Genomic DNA, 22,205 nt, shown 5'->3' with positions numbered 1-22,205 from the left:
GTCGCCACCATGCCCTCGGCTTGGGAGAGGCTTTCCTGGTCGCGGGTGGCGATGAAGTTTTCCACCCGCTCGGTGGCCCCGTTGACCGAGGCCAGAATTTCTGCGGAATGGCTGGCCGAATCCACCGAACGAACCATGCCTCGCAGGCCATAGAGGTTCACTAGCGATACCGCCAGCATCAGAAACACCAGTGCGGCGACTGCCAGCCCGATCCTGACGGCAATGGGCCTGTCTGTGGTGGGCCTGAATGTCAGCACCGCGCCTCGCCTCCTCGCTCCCCGCCCACCACTACTGCTTCGTCACCTCCGGCAAAGGCGTCGGCGGCGCCGTATGGTTGACGGCCGCGTCGATCATCGCCGCAACGGAAGCCTGGCTGTAGAAAGGATTGGCGGCGCCGCCCACCGGCATAGTGGCGAGCCACGCGTCCAGGTCCTTCGCATCGATGCGTACCAGCGGCACCTCGACGAACTTCGGCACTTGCTTGCCCGCCAGAATCTGCTGGGCCACCCAGAACCCCACCTGGGAAACGCTTGGGGAGGCGGAGACCGAGACGGTCTCGTAGCCATTGGCATCGCGCTCCTGCTTCCACAGGGCAAGTTCGTCCTGACGGTTCCCCATCACAATAATCGGCAAAGGGCGCCCCGCCGCCTTGAACGCCATGGCCGCGCCGTAGCCGTCGCCCCCCTGAGTCGCGACGGCATCAATGCTGGGAAGCGACGGCAGTGCCAGCGCCACCTCCTTGCGTGCGACGGACGCCGTCCAGTTCCCGTACACGGTCTTGGCGAACTTCAGGCCCGGGTAGTCGCTGGCGGCCTTGCGAATGCCGTCGCTGATGTTTTTATCGGTGGCATCGCCGGCAATGCCGCGGATCTCCAGCAGTGTTCCGTTCCCCTTGAGACGCTCGGCGATATAATCCATTTCCACGCGGCCCATGGCGGACCAGTTGTAGTCCACGGTATAGACGCAACTTTCGGTGACCAGACTGGCCATGACGACCACCACGATGCCAGCGTTGCATGCATCGCGAATCACCCCGTTGAGGGCCGTGTCGGACGCGGCCAGGATGACGATGGCGTTCACGCCTTTGACGATCATGTCCTGGATATGGGCCGCCTGTTCCGCTGCGGAGTTATTGGCGCTGACCACCGGAGCCTCGCGGATCAAGCCATCCTTTTGGGCTTGGGCCGCCACCTCCTGCCAGTTGCGCACCATCACTTTGCGGAAATCACTGCCCGCGTAGGAGTTGCTGAAGGCAATGCTATAGCTTGAGGTAGGGCCGCCGGCGATGCCGCCATCGGCAGCTTGGGCTGGATTGGCGACAACCATCGCCAGCCCGGTCACGCAGCCGGCGAGGCGCCATAAGATTTTGTGGAGTGGTTTAGTGTTCATGCGGCTCTCCATGTCCTTGGGATTTACCAAAAGTAATCCACCTGCATTTGCCGACAGTCTGGATCGACTGCTCGACCTGGTTGGAGAAGTCGGCCTTCAGATTGGAGATCGTCGACCCTGTGAATGAAGCGCCCAAACGCTCACGAACTGAGGAGATATTGCCCATTGATCAAGCTGCGCCCCTGGGCACCGGTTACCGGATTGCTCATTCGGTCATTCCAATCATAGAACCGGGCACGAAGAACCAGAGACATACAGACTCCTTTCCTTGGCGGCTGAAAACCGAAATCAGTACATTGCCTGCAGTGACACTGAGCATAGTCTCAAGGTGCCCACTTCGCTCGCGGCCATGAAGGATTTCAGCGAGACTCTGCTTGTCGTGATGGGCGGGAGTCGACCAACAGAGCAGATCCTAACCTTCCTCCTTGGCCTCAAGCGCACGGTAGTGGTCAATCTTGACTTGCAGTGCAGCAACGGCCTTTTGCATGGCAGCAACTTCGGCCTGTACATCCTGTAAATGGCTCTCCAGCATCTGGCGGCGTTCGGCAATCGTTGAGTCCCCAGCGCTGCGCAGCTTGGCGAATGTTTGCATTTTGCCGATGGTCATGTGAGTGGTGCGTAAACGCAGCAGAAACTCCAGCCACGCCATATCAGTCGGCGCATAAAGCCGTTGCCCTCCGGCCGCACGGGCGACCGGTGCCAACAGGCCGATGCGTTCGTAGTAGCGCAGGGTATAGGCCGTAAGGCCGGTGCGCTTGGCGACCTGGTCAATCGTCTGGTAGGCGTTCATAAGCACAATCCTTGGCCATCGGTGTTCGGTAATGCACCCGTTCCGCTCACTCGGAAGGTGCGGCAACGATTTTGATGCCTCGTTTGGCAAACACTTCCCGCGCTGCGCTGATGCCATTCAACGCGCTGGGAAAACCAGCATACACCGCCATCTGGATGATGATTTCAACGATCTCCTCAGGTTTGCAACCCACATTCAGCGCCCCCTCTATATGCACCTTGAGTTGAGGTTGCGCGTTCCCCAATGCGGTGAGGGCCGCGATGGTTGCCAACTCGCGCGTACACAGGGCGACACCGGGCCTGGAAAACACATCACCATAGGCGAAATCGACTATCCATTCACCCAGCTCGGGCGAGATATCGCTAAGCGACTTGACCACGTTGTTGCCGGCGGTCCCGGTGATTCTTTCCAGGGTCTCGACCCCTTTCACTCGTCGACTATCCGGTTCAGTTGCCGACGCCGGAATTGCGATTGCTGAAAGCACGAGCCCGGTTACAGCGCTCAGTTTTTTTAATGTCATGACCTGTCTCCTTGTTTAAGCCGCGCAACGGACCTGGCCGTTTTGGCGGTGCAACAAGGAGGCTATTGGTTAGAGCGCGCTCTAAGTCAAGCGCCAGTTGCTTTCAGCTAAAAGGGCCCGCAGCTAAAGGGAGCCACCCTCACATCATCGTCACACCACCGCAGTTGCAGCCGTTCTGGAACGCCAGGCAAAAGCCAACACCATCAACAGCCCCAGACCCGCCATTGCCGCTCCAGCCAGGGAAATCGCCGGATAACCCAGCCCGGTATTGATCACCGCTCCGCCCAGCGCTGCACCCATCGCGTTACCCAAGTTGAAGGCGCCGATGTTCACCGCCGAGGCCAGATTGGGTGCGTCCTTGGCGGCTTCCATGACGCGCATCTGTAGCGGCGGCACCAGGGCGAAGCTGGCGACACCCCATATCAGGATGGCAACAGCGGCAGCCAGCGGCCAACGCATCAATACGGTGAATGCCAACAAGACCAGAATCAGCACGCTCAGCGAAACAATCAGGGTGCGATCTATCGAGCGGTCGGCGGCCTTGCCGCCCCACATGTTGCCCAGCGTCAACCCCACACCGAACAGCATCAGCATGGCGGTGATGTAGGCGGTTGATGCATGGGTTTCGCTGCTGAGGATCGGCGCGATGTAGGTGAAGACGGTAAACATTGCACCCGAGCCGACTACGGTCAGGGCCAACGCCCCCAGCACCGGTCCACGACCCAGCACCCGAATTTCGGCCAGTACACCGACGCTTTGTGGCGCCTGCAGGTTCGGTAGCGCGTACCACAACGCGGCCATGGTTACCACGCCGAGTCCGGTAATACCCCAGAATGCGGTGCGCCAGCCGAACAGTTCGCCAAACCAGGCGGCCAGCGGCACACCGCCGATGGTGGCCAGGGTCAGGCCCAAGAACATGGCCGCAACCGCCCCGGCGCGTTTCTCCGGGGCGACCACGCTAGCGGCGACGATGGAGCCGACGCCAAAGAACGCACCGTGGTTCAGTGAGGTCACCACTCTGGCAACCATGAGGCTGTAGTAATCGGTAGCCAGGGCTGACATCAGATTACCCAGGGTAAAAATCGCCATGAGTCCGATCAGCAGATAGCGCCGGGGAATCCTGCCGGTGGTCAGGGTCATCAGCGGCGCGCCGAGCAATACGCCCAAGGCGTAGGCACTGACCAACAAACCTGCGGCGGGAATGGATACGCCGAGATCCGCAGCGATGCCCGGCAACATGCCCATGGGGGCGAACTCGGTAACGCCGATGCCAAAGGCACCAATGGCGAGTGCGACAAGCGGTGGATTGATACGCATGGAAGGCTCCTTATCTATGCCGTCAATGCTACGATCCAACTTTTTCAGGCGGTAGATAGCATTTCTGGCAATCACCTTTGCGTACGGAGCACAAATGGACTTCAACGGCAGATCAGGTGAAATGAGCGTGTTCGCCACCGTGGCGCAGGAAGGCAGCCTGTCAGCCGCCGCGCGTGCATTGGGGCTGACCCCCTCGGCGGTCAGTCGGATCATCGCGCGTACTGAACAACGTCTTGGCACTCGCCTGTTGTTGCGCACCACCCGAGCGATCACCTTCACCGCCGAGGGCGAGGCTTACCTGCGCGGCGCCCGCCGTATCCTGGCCGACATGGCCGAGGTCGAAGAAGCCATCGCCGACCAGGGCGTGCCCCGGGGCCGTTTGCGGGTCAGCGCCGCCCTCGGCCATGGGCGCCAGACCATCGTTCCCTTGGTGGCAGCGTTCAGCGCCCGCTACCCGAACATCGTCGTCGACCTCACCCTCGGCGACGAAGTGGTCGACATTCTCGGCGGTCAGGCCGACGTGGCGGTACGCTTTGGCCATCTGCCCGACAGCCCGCTGACCGCACGAAGGATCGGCGACACCGGCCAGGTCGTGGTGGCATCGCCCGAGTATCTGCAGCGCCACGGCATCCCCCGGGAACCGGAAGACCTGCTACGGCACAACTGCCTGCGCTTCAACTTCCGGCGTGCCGAACCCAACTGGCCGTTCATCCGCGAGGGAAATGAGTTTTCCCTGAAGGTTAGCGGCAACATCGAATGCAGCAGTGGTGAAGCGCTGGCACAACTCGCACGGGTAGGCGCTGGCATCGCGCGTATCGGCGATTTCACCGTAGCCGAGGACCTGCGGCGCGGCGATCTGGTACCGCTGCTGGAAGCCTGGAACCCCGGAGACCGGGAGCCGATTCATGCGGTGTTCGTAGGTGGTTCGGCAATGCCGGCGCGGGTGCGGTTATTCGTGGACTTCTTGCTGGAACATCACCGGATGTAAACGGGTAACGTCACTTGCCCCTTCCGGATGCTCGTAATGCTGTGGGAGTTTTACCTGACTGGAACAATCGGGAGCTATAGCCGAGATTGGCCGGTGGCGATTGGCGAGAGGCAACTTTCGGCTAGAAGCGGACGATAGTCAGCTCAAACGTCTAGATCTAAACATCTAGGGCCTTTCATAGAAGACTTCAAACCCGGCACCTAGTCCCAGTTCAAGCCCCTCAAGGCGCCGGCAGCATCCATGCCGACGGCATTGTTGGAAGCATCATGTTCGTCAGTCCTAAAAGCTCCCCCCCTCAATATGGTAGACCTTCGGTTCTTCTGAAAAATATTCCTCCAATCCCATCATGAATAGCCGATGGTCTTCACTCGCTTCGAAGCCCGGCGTGTGGTCTTCGAGTGAATCCCAGCGCACGATCAGGTTGAATTGCTGGGGGGTTTCAATCCCTTGCGCTAGCAAGTGGCCGCCGTAACCCTTTGCGCGGGTGAGCAAAGGGGCGACCTCGGCAAATGCGTGTCTGAACGCTTCAATGCGTTCTTTGTGAACGGGGAGCAGAGCGATTTCATAAATCATGGCATTCCTCCAACAAGCTCAGTTGACTAAAAGTACGCACTCACGAGATGAGCGATGGCTCGACTGCAATCGCGATTTTTCCCTGAAGGCCGTTGTTGGGGCTCTCCAGTCGAGCGTGGGCAAGCCCAATGTCGGCGAGCGAATAGACCGCGCCAACGTGCGGGCGCAGTTGGCCGCGCTCGACCAATGCGCTCAGCTCATCAAGTTTGCCGCGGTTTTGTCGGGTAAAAACGAAGTGATAACTCGCGTTCTTACCCCACGCCTGAACAAGGTTTTGCGGCTGGGCAATATCCACAATCGAGACTAGGCGGCCGAGTTGGGCGAGCACGTCGGGGCTACGCGTCAGTGTGTTGCCGCCGATGGTGTCGAACACCACATCCACGCCGTGACCACCGGTTTCGCGCATGATGGCGTCGACGTAATCCTCCTTTTCGTAGTCGATGAGCACATCGGCACCCAGGCTGCGTGCGAACTCAAAGTTTGCTTCGCGCACGGTCGTGAAGACCCGCGCTCCAATGGCTTTTGCCACCTGGATCGCGACATGCCCTACGCCTCCCGCGCCGCCGTGTATCAGAATGCTCTCCCCCACTCTGAGCGCCGCTCGCACGGTCAGTGCTTCCCACACCGTCCCGCCAACCAGGGTCAGACTTGCTGCCTCAAGGTGGCTCAGTGATTGCGGCTTACGCCCGATGATGCCTTCGGCCGCAACGTGGTACTCGGCATAACTGCCTGGGCCGTCGAAAATTTGCGGGGTGTACCAGACTTCGTCTCCCGGAGCGAAGCTCGTTACACCCGGCCCGACTTCTTCGACAACGCCCGATACGTCGTGTCCGGTAATGGCCGGCAGTGGCACCAGGTCGACATAGTCGCCACGTCGAACCTGATAATCCAACGGGTTGATCGAGGTTGCGTGTACCCGGACCAGGACCTGTCCCGCGCCCGGCACGGGCTTGGGCACGTCGCGGAGTTCGAACGACTCAGGACCGCCAAATGACTTCAGTATCATCGCTTTCATGGTAAATCCTCATATCTATAAAATGGCATATCGAGATATATCGATATGTTGCGGTAAAAAAATTACAAATCTTTCCCTATGATCTCGGCAAGCGCGCTGATGGTTGCTTCATTGCGCTTGTAGTAGGTCCACTGACCGATACGCCTGACTTCGACCAGGCCCACTCGTTGCAACGTGGCAAGATAGCCAGACACCGTTGACTGCGACAGCCCGATACCCTCTTGAATACTACTGACGCAGACGCCGACCGTGAGAACGTCACCCTCATCCTGCGGAGGGAAGTTCTTTACGGGATCCTTCAAACCTTTCAGGATTTGAAGACGCGTAGGGTTCGAGAGGGCTTTGAATATTTCGATCAGTTCCATGCGCTCAGGATATCGAGATTTACCGATATGTCAATACGAGGGATTAGAATAATTTTGGAGTTCGAATTGCCAGCGGTTTCACAGGCTGGAGCGAGTGCCTGCTTCTAGCCGAAAGCAGCCTGTGGCCATGAGTGAAGGCTTTTTTAAAAAAAACCACGATAACAGGCCAAGCAGGTCAAAAGCGTCAAGGGCGAATTCACCGCCCTCTTTGACGCTACCCATGACTGGTTCTGGTGCGATCGCAGCAACGACGACAGAGGCCGCGAATGCAGCCTCTCGGAGCGTCAGGTGAAATCGCCTTTAGCGTATTCACACAGCTTGCAAACGGCGCCCTCCTTATCGAGGGTAACTTCAGAAATCAACGGTGGCCGACACTTTGAGCGTGCGCGGCGCACCTTGGGTCAGATATCCTCCGTTGGCAGAAGCCCAGTAGTTCTCGTCGGCGACGTTCTCTAGCATCGCGTTGAAGGTCAGCGCGCGGCCCTCCAGTTGCGTCCGATAGCGCGCGCCCAGGTCGACACGGGTCCAGGCGGGGATGCTGTATTCGTTGGCGCTGTCGACGAACTGACCGCCGGTGCGCAGCAGCAGGCCGTTCAGGCTCAACCCGGGCAAGCCGGGCACATCCCAGTCGGCGCCCAGATTGAACTGGAACTGCGGCACACCCACCGCCTGGTTGCTATCGTCGCGGCCGCCAGCTGTGCCGCGCAGCTCGGCTTTGGTCCAGGTGGCGCCGCTCAGCAGGCGCAGGCCGTCCAGCGGCTCGCCGAACAGACTCAGCTCCACGCCGCGATTACGCTGCTCGGCATCCACCCGGTAATAGCCGTCGCCGCCGAGCACGCCCTGCGGCTGTTCGATGCGGAACAGGCTGAGACTGCCGCCGAAGGTGCCCCAGTCGAGCTTGGCGCCCATCTCGATCTGCTTGGAGCGATAGGGCGCGAACATCTCGCCGCTGTTGAGCGCGGCGCCCGGCGCGGTCGGCCCCTGCTGCAGGGACTCGACGCGGTTGGCATAGAGCGACAGGAACTCGGTGGGCTTGATCACAAGGCCATAGGCCGGCGTGGTGATGCTTTCCTGATAGTTTGAGGTGCGGGCACCGCTGGCCGTGCTCCAGGCATCGGAGCTGATGGATTGGCGACGTACGCCCAGGGTCAGCAGCACGCGGTCGTCGAGCAAGCCCAGGGTGTCGGACACCGCCAGGCTGCGGTTCTGCACCTTGGCGGTGGTGTCCGGGTCGTGAATATCGCCGGAGATGCTGGTGGCCGGCGGCTCGACGATGGGCTGGCCCTCATACAGATTGCCGAAGCCGCGACTGCCCGCCGCGGTGGACTCGAACGCGTTGCGCTTCTCCTGCCAGATGCCGTTGGCGGCCAGGTTGATGCGGTGGCTGACCGGCCCGGTGGTGTGTTCGCCGCGCAGCCCCGTAACGGCACTCAGGGTCTCCTGGTCCAGCGGCGAATAGAGGCGACCGATACGTGCGTCGCCGTTCGCGCCGTAGACGTAGTTGGAGGCGTAGATACCGTTCTCCCGCGTGTATTTGCCGCCTGCACTTAGGTATGCCGTCCAAGTGGGCGACAGGTCGTACTCGGCGCTGAACATGCCATAGGTGTCTTCGAGTTGCGACCAGCTCCAGGGTTGCGCGTAGTTGTGGTCGGAGTCGGGTGCCGACGGCGTCTTGCCGTTGAGAGTGCTGGTAGGCCCCGTCGTGGTCAGATAGACCACCGAGCGCCCTTCGTTGACCCGTTGCTTCTGGTAACCGAGATCCGCAGACAGTCGCAGACGGTCGCCGCGGTAGTCCAGGCCGAGGGTGGCGAGACTGAAGCGCGAGTGCTCCTCGTCCACCGCTGTCTCGCCCTCGCGCTGGGCCAGGTTCACCCGCACGCCGAAGCGGTTTTCCTCGCCGAAGCGCTGGCCCAGATCGAGGTGCCCACCCACTCGGCTGTCGCTGGCATAGTCCAAGGTGGCGCGGCGCGTGGGGCTGTCCTCGGCACGCTTGGAGACCACATTGATCGCCCCGCCGACACCGCTGCCCGACGGCGACACGCCATTCACAAAGGCGTTAGCCCCCTTGAACACCTCAACCCGCTCGACCGACTCGGTGGAGATGATCTGTCGCGGCAGAACACCGTACAGCCCGTTGAAGGCAATATCGTCGCTGAACAGCTGGAACCCGCGCACAACGAACACCTGGGAGAAGTTGCCGAAGCCGAATGACTGACGCACGCCCGGATCGCTGGCCAGCACCTCGGCCAGAGTCTGCGCCTGGCGCGTCTCAATCAGCTCGGAGGTGTAACTGGAGAAGGCGAAGGGCACATCTTGCATGTCCTGGTTGCCCAGCACGCCGATGCGGGCACCCCGCGCCGTCTGCCCACCGGCGTACTCGGCCGGCAGATCGACACGGCCGTCGGCGATCCCGCTGATGGTGGTGGAGCCCAGCTCCAACACACCTTGCTCGGGCAGCGGCACCAGAGTGATGGTGCCGTCGTCGCCAGTCTGGAAGCTCAGGCCACTGCCCTCCAACAACCGCTGCAGGCCGTCGACCACCGAATAGTCGCCCTTGAGCGCCTGCGCCACACCACTGCCACGGGTCAGGCCGGCCTCATAGAGCAGACGCACGTCGGCCTGCTCGGCGAAGTCGATGAGCGCCGCGTCGAGTCGCTGGGCGGGCACGTCGAGCTGTACGGCTTGCGCCTGTGCGGCAGCCATGGCCAGGGGGAGTACGGCTAGCGCCGCGAGGAAGGGGGTCGACCGCATGCTGATGTCCTTGGCTATCAATGCGAAGAAGTCGCATTTGCAGGAACAGAAGACGAAGGGGCCGATGATTTCTGAACCATCGCCGCCTAAATATTTTCTGTTTTCTTGAAGGCCCAGGCGCGGCGCGAGTCTCAGCGGCGTGACGTGACCAGAATCAACCCCGGCAAGCGCACCAGACGCACAGGCAAGGTGGTTTCAACAGCACTTAACACCGCCTGTGGATCGTCGAGGGCGAACACACCGGTCACCTGTACCCTGCGAGCGGCTTCGTCAACAAACAGCACGCGCGCAGACTGGCTGCGCTCAAGTTCGGCGAACACTTGCTCCAGTGGCCTGTCACGGAATATCAGCTTGCCGCGCTGCCAGCCCAAGCGCTGGCGCGCATCCAATGCCTGCGGCACCTGCAGTTCGCCGCCGCGCCACAGCACCTGTTGCCCGCCGAGCACCGGCAGCGGGTCGCGCCCCTCGCTGGAGGCCAACACTCGGCCCTCGCTGACCGCGAGGTCGACACCGCCCTCCTCCAGACGCACATCAAAGCGCGTGCCGGTGACGCGTATACGCGCCTCGCCGGCAGTGACAGTGAACGGCCGAGCCGGGTCATGGGCTACCTGGAAATCCGCCTCGCCGCGGTACAGCCTGACCTCGCGGCGACCGTCGACAAACTGCCAGTCCAGCGCCGAATCACCGTTGAGGGTCAACAGCGAACCATCTGCCAGACGCAACTCGCGCACCTCGCCCGGCTGGGTGCTGATATCGGCATACAGGCCAATCCAGGTGCCACGCGGTAGCCACAAAGCGAGCAACAGCATCGCGGCGCAGACCAGTGGAGTTGCCCAACGTCGATGGCGACGCACCACGCGCACCTGAGGCTGCTCGGCCGGACGTTCTATCTGGCCGAGCAAAGACCACAGCCCTTCCACCTCACGAAATGCTTGCTCGTGCTCGGGCGCCGCCTGGCGCCAGGCCTGCGCGGCCTCGCGATCGGCAGCGGTGGCGCGACCAGAATGCAGCAACACCTGCCATTGCCGGGCCTGATCGAGAAGCGAAGGATGAGTCACGGCTGCGGGTCCATCTGCTGCTGGCAGTGTTCGAGGGCCTTCAAAATATAACGTCCGGCCATGCTTTCCGAGACACCCAGGCGCTCGCCGATCTCACGCTGGGTCAGCCCGTCCAGGCGATTCCACAACAACGCCTGACGCAGATGCGGTGGCAAATCCTGGACTACGCGCTGCAATAGCTCCAGGCGCTGGGCGTCGCTTGCCGCTCGCTCCGGACCAGGCTGGGCACTGACCAATTCGACGGATATCTCCTCTTCGACAGGGCGCGATTTTTGCTGACGGCGGTAGTCAATGATCAGGTTGCGCGCGATGCGATAGAGGAAAGCACGAAGATTGCCGATCTCCTTCCCGGACTCGCGCCGGCGAAAGCGCAACCAAGTCTCCTGGCGCAGGTCGGCTGCCAGTTCTGCGCACTTCACCTGCCGCGTGAGGAAGCGCAGCAGCTCGCTCGAATGGCTCTCGAACTCGCCGTCAGCGGAATGAGGATCAGGTGGCCAGGACACGCAAGCGACTCAAGCGAGGAAGAACCGCGAGATTATCTCAAATGATAATGACTTTCAATTAATGAGGCGTTTGCGACATTTCGTTGGTTATGACCAACAGTGGAACAATCAGGGGCAACCAATCGGGAGACTACGATAGGGATCGTTATTGAGAGACCACACTCTAGGCCAGAAGCGATGGTCGCTGGGGCAGTAGCCACTAAATCATGTGACGTACTGAGACCCTCATGACTAGCCGGTATTCCTTTTTTTTATCAGAACTGCAGAGCGACTATTGATGGGTGTCCGCCTCCTCAGCCGGATAAAACTCGCCTTCCTTCCCCATCTTTTTCAGCCGTTCGCGCGCAATCAGCTCAACGCTGGCCACTGCGGCCTGATCGTCAGGGTTGACCAACTGCAAGCACAGGCGTCGGACATTCTGATCGTGAGTGCCTTCGCTGAGCATTTCGTGAGTGAAGACTTGGGCGCCACGCCACAGGCATAGCTGGGTATGAGTCCCGCCGAGCCATATCTCATTGAATGATCCAAGGTCAGTGGTAGCCAGTTGATCCACGGTGATTGCCTTATCCATTGCGCTGTACCTTACCAATGAGTAGATACAGGTAGACTTACAAGCACAGGGGGTCGTTCCCCAGCAGAATCGAGACAAGGGGATGCGCTGGTTCGTCTGGACAATTGCGCCCCGCGCGCTCACCACGGTTCGATCTGCATCAGCTAGCGGCGAGCCGCCGATAGATCGCGCACGTGCCCCAAGACAGCATCACTGCTGGGATCGAAAGCAAAATGCAATACAAAATGCCAACTGCCAGTAGCGGCCCCGCTCCAGATGTCATCATCACACACGGAATCTGCCCGAACATTACGATAGGGCCTGCCAGCCATCCGCGTTTTTGAAACAGCAGACCAAGCGTCAATGTCAGCGCCAGGGACGCAGGATATAGAACAGCCCAATAACATTGCGCGTCCCAAGGCTCATTCACTCCGGCGAACCATGACGCCGCCAGCCAAAAGCTCACACTGATGACGCAAGCAACGATCGTCGCCAGCCACATACTTTTCAATGTAACCGTCCGAGCATCCCACCTTGCGCTGAGGGACTAACGATTTGCTGATCATTGCGATCCAAAGATCCACCGCAATTACTTACCAAAAAATCAGCTAAGTCCTCAGCAGCTTCCTCCGCCAGTAAGCCGACAACGACTGTAATGCCTGCATCTCGTAGCATTCTTATGCCCGCTCCCGAGTTTCTTGGATCGGGATCAAGCAATCCAACAAAAACTTTATCGACCCCGCTGTTTACCAGCACGCAACCTACTGGCGGGTTTGGAAGGCAGTCAGGTAAGGCCAAGCGCCCTTGGGCAAGGGCAAGCTGCATGAAATCGGCATTGGAGGTCAGAGTAGGCATATTCGATGGGTACTCATCCTTGGTGGCCGAATCTTGACACATTGAATTAGGTATCGCGTTACCCGCGAAACGATGAGCTTACCGCAGCCGAAGCCCTGACTCGCAGCCAACGAGAAGCAAGCCTTCGGGTGCTGACTCAATCCATGGGGCTGCCCGAAGCCGTGATCGCTCGTTACGTGGATAATCGGCAGCCGTCACCGGTACTGCCCATGGATGAAAAACTCATCGAAGCGCAGCAGGCCACAGCAGATCTGTTTTATGCCAACAAGCTGTTGCCTAAACGGTTGGACGTGAAGAATGCACTTGCCGCATCGACGCCTATCTTCGGAGGGCTGCCCTCATTCGCCAGCGGGACGCGCAAAAGCCTTAAGCGTGCCGCGAAGAGCTTCCAACCCATCCTCAGTCAGTTGACAGGCGGTCTTGATCTTGTCCGTGACGGCCCAAAGCTCTTCGCGCAGACCTTCCCCAGCGTCGGTAAGCGCAATCAGCACGCGGCGTTCGTCGCTTTTGTCGCGGGCTCGAGTCACCATGCCCGACACTTCAAGACGCTTGAGCAAGGGCGTGATCGTCCCGGTATCCATCCCAAGTGCAGCGCCCAGATCGCCCACGGTCCTGGGCGCGTCCGTGAACAGTTCCAGCATGACCAGGTACTGGGGGAACGTCAGCCCAAGGGGCTCCAGCAAGGGTTTGTGCAGGCGAATCATCCGATTGGCGGCACCGTACAGAGCAAAGGACAGTTGGGTTCCGACTTCCCGCTGCACTGCAGCCTTTTTGGCAGGAACTCGCTTTTTTAGCCCAATATTATCTAGCTCACTAGATATTTTCGGAGCTACTGGTCGGCTGATGTCGGGGATATTGTCCAAGGCCTGTACTGCTGCTGCCCCAGCCTGCTCACCCGCAAGCAGTTCGTCACGTGTCGCTTGAAGAATGCGGTCGGACAGCGGTTGATCGTCGACCGCTCGGGCGAGCACCATGGCGCCGACTATCGCCGACATGAAACCGATCGCCTGGTCTTCCCTGGATCGGTCACGCCGCCAGGGAAGACTGGCGCTGAACGACTCGATCATTCCGGCGACCCGGCCCGTGAACGAACGCCGCATCCCCGGTTCCCGTGCGACATCAATGGCCAACGCAGGCATTGCGCAGCCTGCTTCCGGGTGGTCGCGGTGACCCTGACTCAGGTACCTGTCCAGAAAGGCTTGCTTGGGCGTATCGCTGCTGGAGACAGTGTCGCGCAGACGTAGCGCCAGCTGGTCCATCGCATGCTCAAGGCTGGCACAAGCCAGCGCATCCTTCGAATCGAAGTGCGCATAGAACGCGCCATGAGTCAGGCCCGATGCCTTCATGACCTGCGCAATGCTCGCCCCTGCGATGCCCTTGCCGCGAAACAACCGGGAGGCCTCCTCAAGGATTTTCTCGCGCCGTTCTGCAGTCTGGCTTGCAGGATATCTCATCGGTGGACCTCGATATTTATGCTTGACGAATAACATGATGATCATCATGCTTGGCTGAAAATATGACAACCATCATACGCCGTAGCCAGAGTGCGGGCCGACTTCCGCCTGACGGCCAATTCCACGACTACCGCTTCCATAAGCGCCAAGGGATGTAAATCCATGACGACAACTTTTGTGAATGCCCCCGTCCAGGCCATCCAGCCATTGACCGGAAAAATCGTGGCACTGCTCGCTGGCCTGGCTGCTATCGGTATGCTCTCCACCAACATCATCCTCCCGGCATTCCCCGTCATCGGTGAAGACCTGGGAGTGGACGCCCGCGCGCTTGGCCTGACGCTATCCAGCTTCTTCATCACCTTCGCACTGGGCCAGTTGGTGGTCGGGCCACTGGCTGACCGCTATGGGCGCCAGAAGCTGGTGTTGGGCGGACTCGCGATCTTCGTGGTGGGCACCGTCATCGCAGGCCTTGCCAACACCCTCGATACGCTGATTGCAGGACGCCCATGTGGAGGATCCTAAGGCCATCGTGACAAATGATTGAATAGGCTGTAGCAAATAGTTAGTTCAGAAATCCATGAACTAACATCGACCTGGTGCGTGAACCTGGGACGCCGGTGCACGTCTATCGTGCGTTTCCTAACGACGCCTGGACCAAAGCCGACCAGCCCAACGCCTGACATGTTCCTGTCAGCCTCCGGTCACTCTGACGTCAGATCCTTGCCCCTAAAGTACCCCCAATGACTGCCCTACGGTGCCAGCGTTACAGGCACCAAGGACACATCGCTTTAGCTGGACCTCTTGCCATCCGCCGGAAGGAGAAACGCAATGAGCCATCCTGATGCGCACGCTAGTGCTCTTGATCCATTTACTTGGCAATCGACGCTCGACAGCAATCTGGACAGAAAAGGCCTGTTGCTCCGCCTGTTCGCCGAACAGCGATTCATGGCCGCGCAGGTGCGAACCTGCAAGCTGGATCACAGGGACTATCTGCTTTCGCTGATTGATCCGGCATCGACGGTGAACGATGGCACTCGGCACTCATCAAGCGTCGACGGCCATCGAATGCGGAGCGTTATAACCGAAGCGGCAAAGAAAGCTCATTGGGGCAAGCCCCCAAGACAGGGTCGGGCGCAAGGCATCGCTGCCCACTATGACGCGCAGACCTGCATGGCGGTCGTTCTCGATATCGAAGTGAGCGACGAAGGCCGCTTGATCATTCATGACGCGGTCGTTGTCGCGGACTTGGGTTTCTTGAAAAATCCTGGTCGCGTGCGCTCGCAGCTCGAAGGCGCTTGCCTGATAGGGATAGCGTTCGTGACATCCTGCGATTTTGAGCCGACCCTCGGAGATACCCGGGCTAAACCTGCCTATCGCACCCGTTGGCCACTCGTCTCATGGCTGCCAGGACAGATCGCGGTGCACCTGATCAATCCCACCGGGGCTCCCGAAGTCGGCCAGCCCAGCCAGACCAGTTACGCACCTGTCGCCCGGGCCTTGTGCAATGCGATTTTGAAGGCCACGGGTAACGGTTCGGTCCGGAGCCAGCTAACCGTCGCCACAGCAAGCCAGCTAAATTAAAGCTTCCAGATCAGATGAGGTTCTGCGCCATGCCTTCAGGATCCAATGTTTTTTTCAACAGCCGCGGGCAACGCGGCGCGGACCTGTTCGTAGAAGTGCTTCGCAGCGAGGGGGTACGTTACGTCTTCGGCAATCCGGGAACAACCGAACTGCCTTTGCTCGACGCCCTCTCAGGCGCCTCAGACATCCAATACATCCTCGGCCTCCAAGAGGCCTCAGTCGTAGCGATGGCCGACGGTTATGCGCAGGCATCCGGTCGCCCCGGCTTCGTCAACCTCCATACGGCCGGTGGACTCGGCAATGCAATGGGCGCAATTCTCAACGCGAAGATGGCGAATACGCCGCTTGTCGTCACGGCGGGCCAACAAGACACGCGACATGGCGTGACCGACCCGCTGCTCCACGGAGACCTCGTCGCTCTCGCCCGACCGAGCGTCAAATGGGCGGAAGAAATTCATCATCCCGAACACATCCCGATGCTGCTGCGTCGTGCGTTTCAGGACTGTCGCACGGGGCCGGCCGGCCCGGTTTTCCTTTCCCTGCCGATAAACGTGATGGAGCAACACACGGATGTAACGGCCGGCCCGCCATCGCGAATCGAGCGCGGTGCCGTGCCCGGGGCGATTGAGGAATTGGCCGCTGCCTTAGCGGCAATTACCCCCGGTTGTCTGGCGATTATCGTTGGAGAGGAAGTGTTCCAGTCGAGCGCGGAAGTTGAAGCCGTGAAGCTCGCCGAAGCACTCGGCGCGCCGGTCTACGGGCCATCCTGGCCCGGGCATATTCCGTTTCCGACGGCTCATCCGCAGTGGCGGGGAACGCTGCCTGCGAAGGCTTCCGATATCAGAGAGACGTTCTCTGACTTCGACGCAGTCTTCCTGCTCGGCGGCCATTCGTTGATCAGCTATCAATATTCCCAGGGCCCCGCTATTCCCTCTCACTGTCGCCTTATCCAATTGACCGGCGATGGACACCAATTAGGCAGAGTCCACGAGACAGCGCTAGGGCTGATCGGAGATTTAAGACTCTCCTTGCAAACGCTGTTGCCGATACTGGACAAGAAATTGGTCCCACACAGCGAGGCAATCGCAACGCTGCGAAACGTCGCAGGCCAAGAACGCGATACACGTCGTGCCGACGTCGTCGCTCGCGTCAGTCGCGAATTCAACACGCCGGTGACAACGCCTTTCGTGGCTGCCCACGAGGCTATCCGGGCAATCGGGCCGGACGTCTGGATCGTCGACGAAGCACCTGCCACGATTCCTCATGTCCGTGCCTGCCTGGATTCCCATTCGGCCCGCCAGTATCTTTTTACCCGCAGCGCCATCCTGGGCTGGGGCATGCCGGCGGCCGTCGGTACGTCGCTTGGCCTGGACCGCAGCCCGCTAGTCTGTCTGGTCGGTGATGGCTCGGCAATGTACTCACCGCAAGCACTCTGGACGGCGGCGCATGAACGGCTGCCGATCACGTTCGTTGTCATGAACAACGGCGAATACAATATTTTGAAGAGTTACGCTCGTAGCCAGGCGCACTATCTGAGTGCAAGCACTCACCGGTTCATCGGCATGGACCTCTGCGACCCGGCGATCGATTTCCTGGCCCTCGCCTCTTCCATGGGGATCCCTTCCCGCAGGATCGAGCGCGCCGGCGATATTGCAGGAGCTGTCGAAGAAGGTATTCGCTCAGGCTGCCCGAATCTCATTGAACTACCGATCATGCCCTGAAGGAATGGGCGCACCTTGTCCCTGCTGACACTCATCCCAAACACCCCGCATCAGGCCCTTCAGCAGCAGCGCCTCGTCCCAGCGATCCGTTATGTCGCGCCCATCATTCCCTGTGATCGCATAGGGTGGCGGGCCAAGTTCACAGGTGAAGGACAGGCTCGTGGGTGTGTTCGGTCGCGCCAGCCAATCCTTGATTCCGTAGCGCCACCAGCCCAGAAACCGGTCCAACCAGGGGCGATGCTGGGCAAAGGTCAAGGGCACCTGGACCTGCTCACTATTAGCGACTCGCCCGTGAAAGCCCCAACTGTGTCGTAGGATGGTGTGAATCTGTTCGTCGTCTTCGACCGCGGCCGGCTCAGGCAATTCGCGGCCCACAACGTAATGGGACAAGTCAGCCAACAACTTGAGGTCGGGCATCTGCGCGAGCAAGTCGAGGGTGAACAACAGGTCACTGGTGAGACGATAGCGGTGGGTTTCCAGCAGGATCGGAAAGTCCACCTGCTCGGCCAGACGCTGCCAGCCTTCGATCAGGGTGATCGCCTGTGCCAGCGTGCGCGGCCGGACGTCGGCTTGCAGCGTGAGGTGGTGGCAGCCGTAGCGGGAGGCCACCTCAAGCGCTTGCGCCAAGTCACTCACGGTGCGGGGAAACAGCTGACCTTCGATTTTCAGGCCTTGCGCCTTGGCAGCGGCATGCAGACGTTCGGCCTGTGGCGCGACCCAGAAATGGTCGGTGACCCCATCGAAGCCAGCAGCGGCAATCTTCTCCACCTGCGCCTCCAGGCAAAGATCGCATTGACCACGGTGATCTTGCATGGCCCACAGGGACTGAAATACCAGGAATTCACGCATGTCAGGGCCTTAGCAGATGTTTGAGCGAGACATCGGCGTCGGCCAATGCGTCCACAGAGAGTGGAGTCAGGTTGGCAATCAGCCGTTCACACAACTTGATGTCCTTGGCAACGCTGTTGCCCTGCCCCCAGCCGCAGGCGCCTTGCAAACGTTGCTCGGTGTCCAGGTAGAACAGCAGCAGACCACCGCCTGCCAAGGTGCGAACGGCCGAAGGTGGCGTCGGTGGGATCACGCCCACCGTCTGTAAGCCCCAGTCGTACTGATCAGACCAGAAGCCGGGAACCCCCTCGAACGGCAGCTCGCCACCCAACAGATTCAATGCCGCGTGACGGCCCTGGGTCTCGGCATTGCGCCAGGTTTCCTGGCGCTGGAATAACGCGTCGGCGTGCAGGCGAAACTCACACACATCGCCGGCAGCAAAGATGTCTGGCGCGCTGGTGCGCAACTGGGCATCGACTCGAATACCCTGGCCCACCTCAAGCCCCGCCGCCGCGGCCAATTCGACGTTGGGTTGCATGCCGATACCGACTACCACCCAGTCACAGGGCAGCACCTGGCCGTCCACCAGTTGCACCGCCTCAGCGCGTTCGATGCCTTGTACCCTTTCAAGCGCTACGTTCAGCCGCACGTCTACGCCCTGTTGCCGATGCAATTCCAACAAGGCCTGGGACACAGCTTCAGGCAAGACTCGCCCGGCCAGTCGTGGCCCGGCTTCCAGCAACGTCACCTGACAGCCTAAGGTTCGGGCCGTTGCCGCGACCTCAAGGCCGATAAAGCCCCCGCCGATGATCACCAGGCGCGTGCCGGGGATCAATGCGCTGCGCAGGGCCAGGGCTTCGTCATGGGTGCGCAGGTAAAGCACGTTGGCCAGAGGTTCAGGCACCAGGGACAAGCGACGCGCTCTGCCCCCGGTCGCCAACAGTAATCGGCTGTAGGGCAACCAACGTCCGTCGGTCAATTGCAGGCGGTGGTGCTGCGGATCCAGGCTTTTTACCGGGTTGCCCGCCAGGTGTTCGATGTTCAGTTCAGTGAGCCGGCTATCCCTCCACAGGCGGCAATCGTCCAGGTCCATCGTGCCCTGCAGCAAGCCCTTGGACAGCGGAGGACGCTCGTACGGCAAATGGAGTTCATCGCCGATCAGGATCAGCCGACCGGTATAACCCTGCTCGCGCAAGGTCAGCGCCGCGCGGCCACCGGCATGGCCGGCGCCGACGATAATCAGTGGAGCATTCATGGCGTGCACTCCTGGCGGTCAAGCTGAAATGGCGAGCAGAACCCGCCCCGCGTCGACCCGTACCGGAAAGGTCTTGAGGTTGACGCACACTGGCGCCCCCAAGGCTTTGCCGGTGCGATAGTCAAAGCGCCCGTTGTGCTTGGGGCACTCGATGACGTGGTCCATCACCAGGCCGTCAGCCAGGCGGATCGACTCATGAGTACACAGGCCAGCGGTGGCAAAAAACTCGTTGTCAGCAGAGCGGTAGATGGCATAGGTATGCGGACCGTGGTCGAAGCGAATGACATCTTCTTCATTGATTTCGCCCACGGCGCATACATCGATCCATTGATCGTTCATGGCGTTTTCTCTTGTTCGGGATACAGCCGGAGGGTGTCAGCCCAGGGTGGCTTCAGCCTGTGGATGAGCGTCGGTGGCAGGCCTTGAGCTACCGACGGGGCGTCGCACGAAATACGTCGGGTCCTTGCGCTGCTTCAAGAGGGTCGGAATGATTTCCTTGAAGGCCTCACCTATGTTGGCGTAAGGCGGCGGGCAGTCGTGGCGGATCTCTTCATGGAGTTGCGCCAGGGCGTGGTACGGCACCATCGGGTACATGTGGTGCTCAAGGTGATAATTCATGTTCATGTACAGAAAGCGCAGTACCCGGTTCATATAGATGGTGCGGCAGTTGCTGCGGTGGTCCAGCACGTCTTCCGCCAGGCCTACATGTTGGGTGAGGCCAAACAGGTAGGACAACCAGCCGCCATACAGGATGGGCAGGCCGATATACATCAGCGGCAACCAGCTGTGCAGGTAAAGCGCCGCGCCAAAGATAACCGCGTAAATCACGAGCCAGATACGGGCCGCCAGGAACACCTTGGGCCATTCGGACTCAGGGATGAACGTCTGTTCCTGGGCATCCATTTTGCCAACCGCGTGCCGGCACACGCCCCCCATCGTCTTCAGCAGCAACGGGATCTGGAACAGGCTCAGCAGCATCATGAACAAGCTCGGTGGACGCGGTTCGACGATTTCCGGATCGCGGCCGACGACGATGGTGTCGGTATGGTGCCGGGCATGGCTCCAGCGCCACACATGGGGCTCGAACATGCACATGAAGCTCGCCACCTGGTAGAGCGCATCATTCATCCAGCGAGTCTTGAAAGCTGTGCCGTGGCCGGTTTCATGCCAGCGCGGGTTGGAGGCGGTGGCGTACAGAACGCCATACGCAAGAAAAAACGGCACACAAGCCCAAGTGCCCCAGAACCAGTAGCCGCCGAAGCCGGTGATCAGCAGGGCCAGCAGCCAGATGGCGGTGTCGAGCAAGGCCGGACCGTCGCGGCGCTGCATCAGTTGCTTCATGCGTTGACGGGAGATGGGCGACTGGTACCAACTGGCCGATACAAGGCCTTTTTCAGCCGCGCGTGCGGCTTCAGGGCCGGTCAGGCGATAGTCCCGAGTAGAGGCGGTGTTGTCTTGAGACATTGTTATTGTTCTCCGCAAGCGTGAGATGTCAGGTGCTTTGCGTAAGAAAATATAGAGAGCGTGGAAGACCCCCTCAAGGGCTTGAATACATTCCCTATCAAGCTATCATCCAGCTCCTGCGGGGCTTGATAGTTTTCTATCAAGACGCTTTGAAGGTTCATCATGAATAACAATAAACGCCCCACCATCGCCACGGTCGCCGAACACGCAGGCTTAAGTGTCGCCACCGTCGACCGCGTGCTCAACGCTCGCGCCCCGGTTAATCCAGCCACTGCCGAACAGGTGCTTCAGGCCGCCGAAGCCGTGGGTTATTTTGCCGCGCGGCTGATCGGCCAACGCATTCTCGAACGTCGCCCCACGTACCGTTTCGGCATCCTGCTGCTGGGCACCGCCCAGGCGTTCTACGCCAACCTGGCCCAAGCCATCACCGATGCCGCGCAGCGCCAGGCCGGAGCCAACCTGACCTGCCAATTCGAATACGTTTTTGATCGCGCCCCCAGCGCCATCATTGCCCAGATCGAACAGTTGGCAGTGCAATGCGACGGCCTGGCGGTGGTCAGCTTCGCCCACCCGCTGATCAACGCCGCCCTTGCCCAGATTCGCGGGGCCGGAGTGCCCGTGGTGGCACTGCTGTCGGGCATTCATGAGGCGGCGGCCGAGCCCTATGTCGGCCAGGACAATCAAGTAGTCGGGCGCACGATGGGGTGGCTGCTGGCCCGCACCTGTGGCGCGCGCAAAGGCAGCATCGGCATCCTGCTCGGTGGCCATCGCTTTCTTGGCCACCAGGAGCGGGTCGAAGGCTTGCACAGTTACTTGGCCGAACACGCACCTGGGTTGCGCCCGCTGGAGCCGCTGATCAATCTGGATAACTGCGACATCACCGAGGAAGCAACCCTCGACCTGCTGGTTCGGCATAGCGATTTGCGCGGGTTATGCGTGGTAGGCGGCGGTGGCGACGGGATCATCAACGCGTTGGCGCAACTGCCCAAGCGCCCGACGCTGTGCTGCATTTTGCAGGAGTCCACCGAGCTGTCACGTCAAGCCCTGGCCCAAGGTTTGGTCGACGTGGTGATCGACTCTCAGCCGCGCCAGACCGCAACGGCGCTGGTGAATCTGATGGTGGAATTGCAGACTGCGCAGCAGTTCGATCCTGTGCGTCACCGGGTGCATATTCCGCTGCAGATTGTGACATCGGAAAATACCCAAAGCTGATGGGCTGGCGGTACAA

21 protein-coding genes and 3 pseudogenes are annotated in these 22,205 nt (G+C 60.3%); 6 read left to right on the top strand and 18 right to left on the bottom strand.

Going from position 1 to position 22,205, the window contains the following annotated elements; genetic code table 11:
• Window positions 1–288 precede the first annotated feature (288 nt).
• The 4 genes from CRX69_RS20480 to CRX69_RS20465 form a co-directional block, all read right to left on the bottom strand.
• On the bottom strand, window positions 289–1,389 hold the full coding sequence (locus CRX69_RS20480; RefSeq protein WP_223194380.1) for an ABC transporter substrate-binding protein: 1,101 nt from the start codon (window positions 1,387–1,389) through the stop codon (window positions 289–291).
• A gap of 412 nt (window positions 1,390–1,801) precedes the next feature.
• Window positions 1,802–2,179, bottom strand: a complete 378-nt coding sequence (locus CRX69_RS20475; protein ID WP_047230139.1) for a MerR family transcriptional regulator — start codon at window positions 2,177–2,179, stop codon at window positions 1,802–1,804.
• A 46-nt stretch (window positions 2,180–2,225) separates the two neighbouring features.
• Window positions 2,226–2,699 carry a carboxymuconolactone decarboxylase family protein gene (locus tag CRX69_RS20470; RefSeq protein WP_107322724.1) on the bottom strand — a complete coding sequence of 158 codons (474 nt, stop codon included), beginning with the start codon at window positions 2,697–2,699 and terminating at the stop codon, window positions 2,226–2,228.
• 150 nt (window positions 2,700–2,849) lie between these two features.
• Window positions 2,850–4,016, bottom strand: coding sequence for an MFS transporter (locus CRX69_RS20465; protein WP_107322723.1), 1,167 nt, complete (start codon window positions 4,014–4,016; stop codon window positions 2,850–2,852).
• Between the two features lie 94 nt (window positions 4,017–4,110).
• On the opposite strand from CRX69_RS20465, the gene CRX69_RS20460 reads away from it, so the two are divergent.
• Window positions 4,111–5,004, top strand: coding sequence for a LysR family transcriptional regulator (locus CRX69_RS20460; RefSeq protein WP_076384106.1), 894 nt, complete (start codon window positions 4,111–4,113; stop codon window positions 5,002–5,004).
• Window positions 5,005–5,283: 279 nt separating this feature from the next.
• Here CRX69_RS20460 and CRX69_RS20455 read toward each other — a convergent pair whose 3' ends face one another.
• The 8 genes from CRX69_RS20455 to CRX69_RS20410 all read right to left on the bottom strand — a co-directional run bounded on the left by CRX69_RS20455 (window position 5,284) and on the right by CRX69_RS20410 (window position 12,674).
• A complete protein-coding gene (locus tag CRX69_RS20455) occupies window positions 5,284–5,577 on the bottom strand; it encodes an antibiotic biosynthesis monooxygenase family protein (protein ID WP_076384105.1) in 294 nt (97 codons plus the stop codon).
• Window positions 5,578–5,617: 40 nt separating this feature from the next.
• The gene (locus CRX69_RS20450; protein WP_076384104.1) at window positions 5,618–6,592 is read right to left on the bottom strand and encodes a zinc-dependent alcohol dehydrogenase family protein; all 975 of its coding nucleotides are present in this window, start codon (window positions 6,590–6,592) and stop codon (window positions 5,618–5,620) included.
• A gap of 62 nt (window positions 6,593–6,654) precedes the next feature.
• The gene (locus tag CRX69_RS20445) at window positions 6,655–6,957 is read right to left on the bottom strand and encodes an ArsR/SmtB family transcription factor (RefSeq protein ID WP_076384103.1); all 303 of its coding nucleotides are present in this window, start codon (window positions 6,955–6,957) and stop codon (window positions 6,655–6,657) included.
• Window positions 6,958–7,308: 351 nt separating this feature from the next.
• Window positions 7,309–9,708 (bottom strand): TonB-dependent receptor, encoded by a 2,400-nt coding sequence (locus CRX69_RS20435; RefSeq protein WP_076384102.1) that lies wholly within the window; start codon window positions 9,706–9,708, stop codon window positions 7,309–7,311.
• 131 nt (window positions 9,709–9,839) lie between these two features.
• Window positions 9,840–10,766, bottom strand: coding sequence for a FecR family protein (locus CRX69_RS20430; RefSeq protein ID WP_107322722.1), 927 nt, complete (start codon window positions 10,764–10,766; stop codon window positions 9,840–9,842).
• Window positions 10,763–11,269, bottom strand: coding sequence for an RNA polymerase sigma factor (locus CRX69_RS20425; RefSeq protein WP_076384100.1), 507 nt, complete (start codon window positions 11,267–11,269; stop codon window positions 10,763–10,765). Before CRX69_RS20425 ends, CRX69_RS20430 begins: the two co-directional genes overlap by 4 nt.
• 271 nt (window positions 11,270–11,540) lie before the next feature.
• Entirely contained in the window at window positions 11,541–11,840 is a 300-nt protein-coding gene (locus CRX69_RS20420) for a hypothetical protein (RefSeq protein ID WP_076384099.1), read from the bottom strand.
• A 486-nt stretch (window positions 11,841–12,326) separates the two neighbouring features.
• Entirely contained in the window at window positions 12,327–12,674 is a 348-nt protein-coding gene (locus CRX69_RS20410; protein WP_076384097.1) for a hypothetical protein, read from the bottom strand.
• A 71-nt stretch (window positions 12,675–12,745) separates the two neighbouring features.
• Here CRX69_RS20410 and CRX69_RS27990 point away from each other — a divergent pair.
• Window positions 12,746–12,979 (top strand): annotated as a pseudogene (locus CRX69_RS27990) (aliphatic sulfonate ABC transporter substrate-binding protein); the annotation flags it as partial.
• Window positions 12,980–13,012: 33 nt separating this feature from the next.
• Here CRX69_RS27990 and CRX69_RS28285 read toward each other — a convergent pair.
• Both CRX69_RS28285 and CRX69_RS28280 read right to left on the bottom strand, forming a co-directional pair.
• Window positions 13,013–13,378, bottom strand: coding sequence for a MarR family winged helix-turn-helix transcriptional regulator (locus CRX69_RS28285; RefSeq protein WP_371517147.1), 366 nt, complete (start codon window positions 13,376–13,378; stop codon window positions 13,013–13,015).
• Between the two features lie 588 nt (window positions 13,379–13,966).
• Window positions 13,967–14,128, bottom strand: a pseudogene (locus tag CRX69_RS28280) (TetR/AcrR family transcriptional regulator); the annotation flags it as partial.
• A gap of 162 nt (window positions 14,129–14,290) precedes the next feature.
• On the opposite strand from CRX69_RS28280, the pseudogene CRX69_RS20390 reads away from it, so the two are divergent.
• From CRX69_RS20390 to CRX69_RS20380, 3 genes and pseudogenes are all read left to right on the top strand, one after another.
• A pseudogene (locus CRX69_RS20390) lies at window positions 14,291–14,632 on the top strand (MFS transporter); the annotation flags it as partial.
• 324 nt (window positions 14,633–14,956) lie between these two features.
• Entirely contained in the window at window positions 14,957–15,709 is a 753-nt protein-coding gene (locus CRX69_RS20385; RefSeq protein WP_177513923.1) for a hypothetical protein, read from the top strand.
• Window positions 15,710–15,738: 29 nt separating this feature from the next.
• Entirely contained in the window at window positions 15,739–17,430 is a 1,692-nt protein-coding gene (locus CRX69_RS20380; RefSeq protein WP_107322721.1) for a thiamine pyrophosphate-binding protein, read from the top strand.
• On the opposite strand, the gene CRX69_RS20375 is transcribed toward CRX69_RS20380, so the two are convergent.
• The 4 genes from CRX69_RS20375 to CRX69_RS20360 are packed head-to-tail and all read right to left on the bottom strand — an operon-like array spanning window position 17,413 to window position 20,977.
• The gene (locus CRX69_RS20375) at window positions 17,413–18,279 is read right to left on the bottom strand and encodes a sugar phosphate isomerase/epimerase family protein (RefSeq protein ID WP_107322720.1); all 867 of its coding nucleotides are present in this window, start codon (window positions 18,277–18,279) and stop codon (window positions 17,413–17,415) included. The two genes, CRX69_RS20380 and CRX69_RS20375, sit on opposite strands and share 18 nt — an antisense overlap.
• Before the next feature lies 1 nt (window position 18,280).
• Window positions 18,281–19,513: an NAD(P)/FAD-dependent oxidoreductase gene (locus CRX69_RS20370; protein ID WP_107322719.1), complete on the bottom strand. Its 1,233-nt coding sequence runs from the start codon at window positions 19,511–19,513 to the stop codon at window positions 18,281–18,283.
• Between the two features lie 18 nt (window positions 19,514–19,531).
• Window positions 19,532–19,852, bottom strand: coding sequence for a MocE family 2Fe-2S type ferredoxin (locus CRX69_RS20365; RefSeq protein ID WP_107322718.1), 321 nt, complete (start codon window positions 19,850–19,852; stop codon window positions 19,532–19,534).
• Window positions 19,853–19,888: 36 nt separating this feature from the next.
• A complete protein-coding gene (locus CRX69_RS20360) occupies window positions 19,889–20,977 on the bottom strand; it encodes a fatty acid desaturase family protein (RefSeq protein WP_107322717.1) in 1,089 nt (362 codons plus the stop codon).
• Window positions 20,978–21,139: 162 nt separating this feature from the next.
• Here CRX69_RS20360 and CRX69_RS20355 point away from each other — a divergent pair, with 162 nt between their 5' ends.
• Window positions 21,140–22,189 carry a LacI family DNA-binding transcriptional regulator gene (locus tag CRX69_RS20355; RefSeq protein ID WP_107322716.1) on the top strand — a complete coding sequence of 350 codons (1,050 nt, stop codon included), beginning with the start codon at window positions 21,140–21,142 and terminating at the stop codon, window positions 22,187–22,189.
• Window positions 22,190–22,205 lie beyond the last annotated feature (16 nt).

Origin of the sequence: Pseudomonas rhizophila (assembly GCF_003033885.1) — a bacterium.
GTDB lineage: Bacteria > Pseudomonadota > Gammaproteobacteria > Pseudomonadales > Pseudomonadaceae > Aquipseudomonas > Aquipseudomonas rhizophila.
Note: the sequence above shows the minus strand (reverse complement) of the source record. Positions and strands in the feature narration are given on the sequence as shown.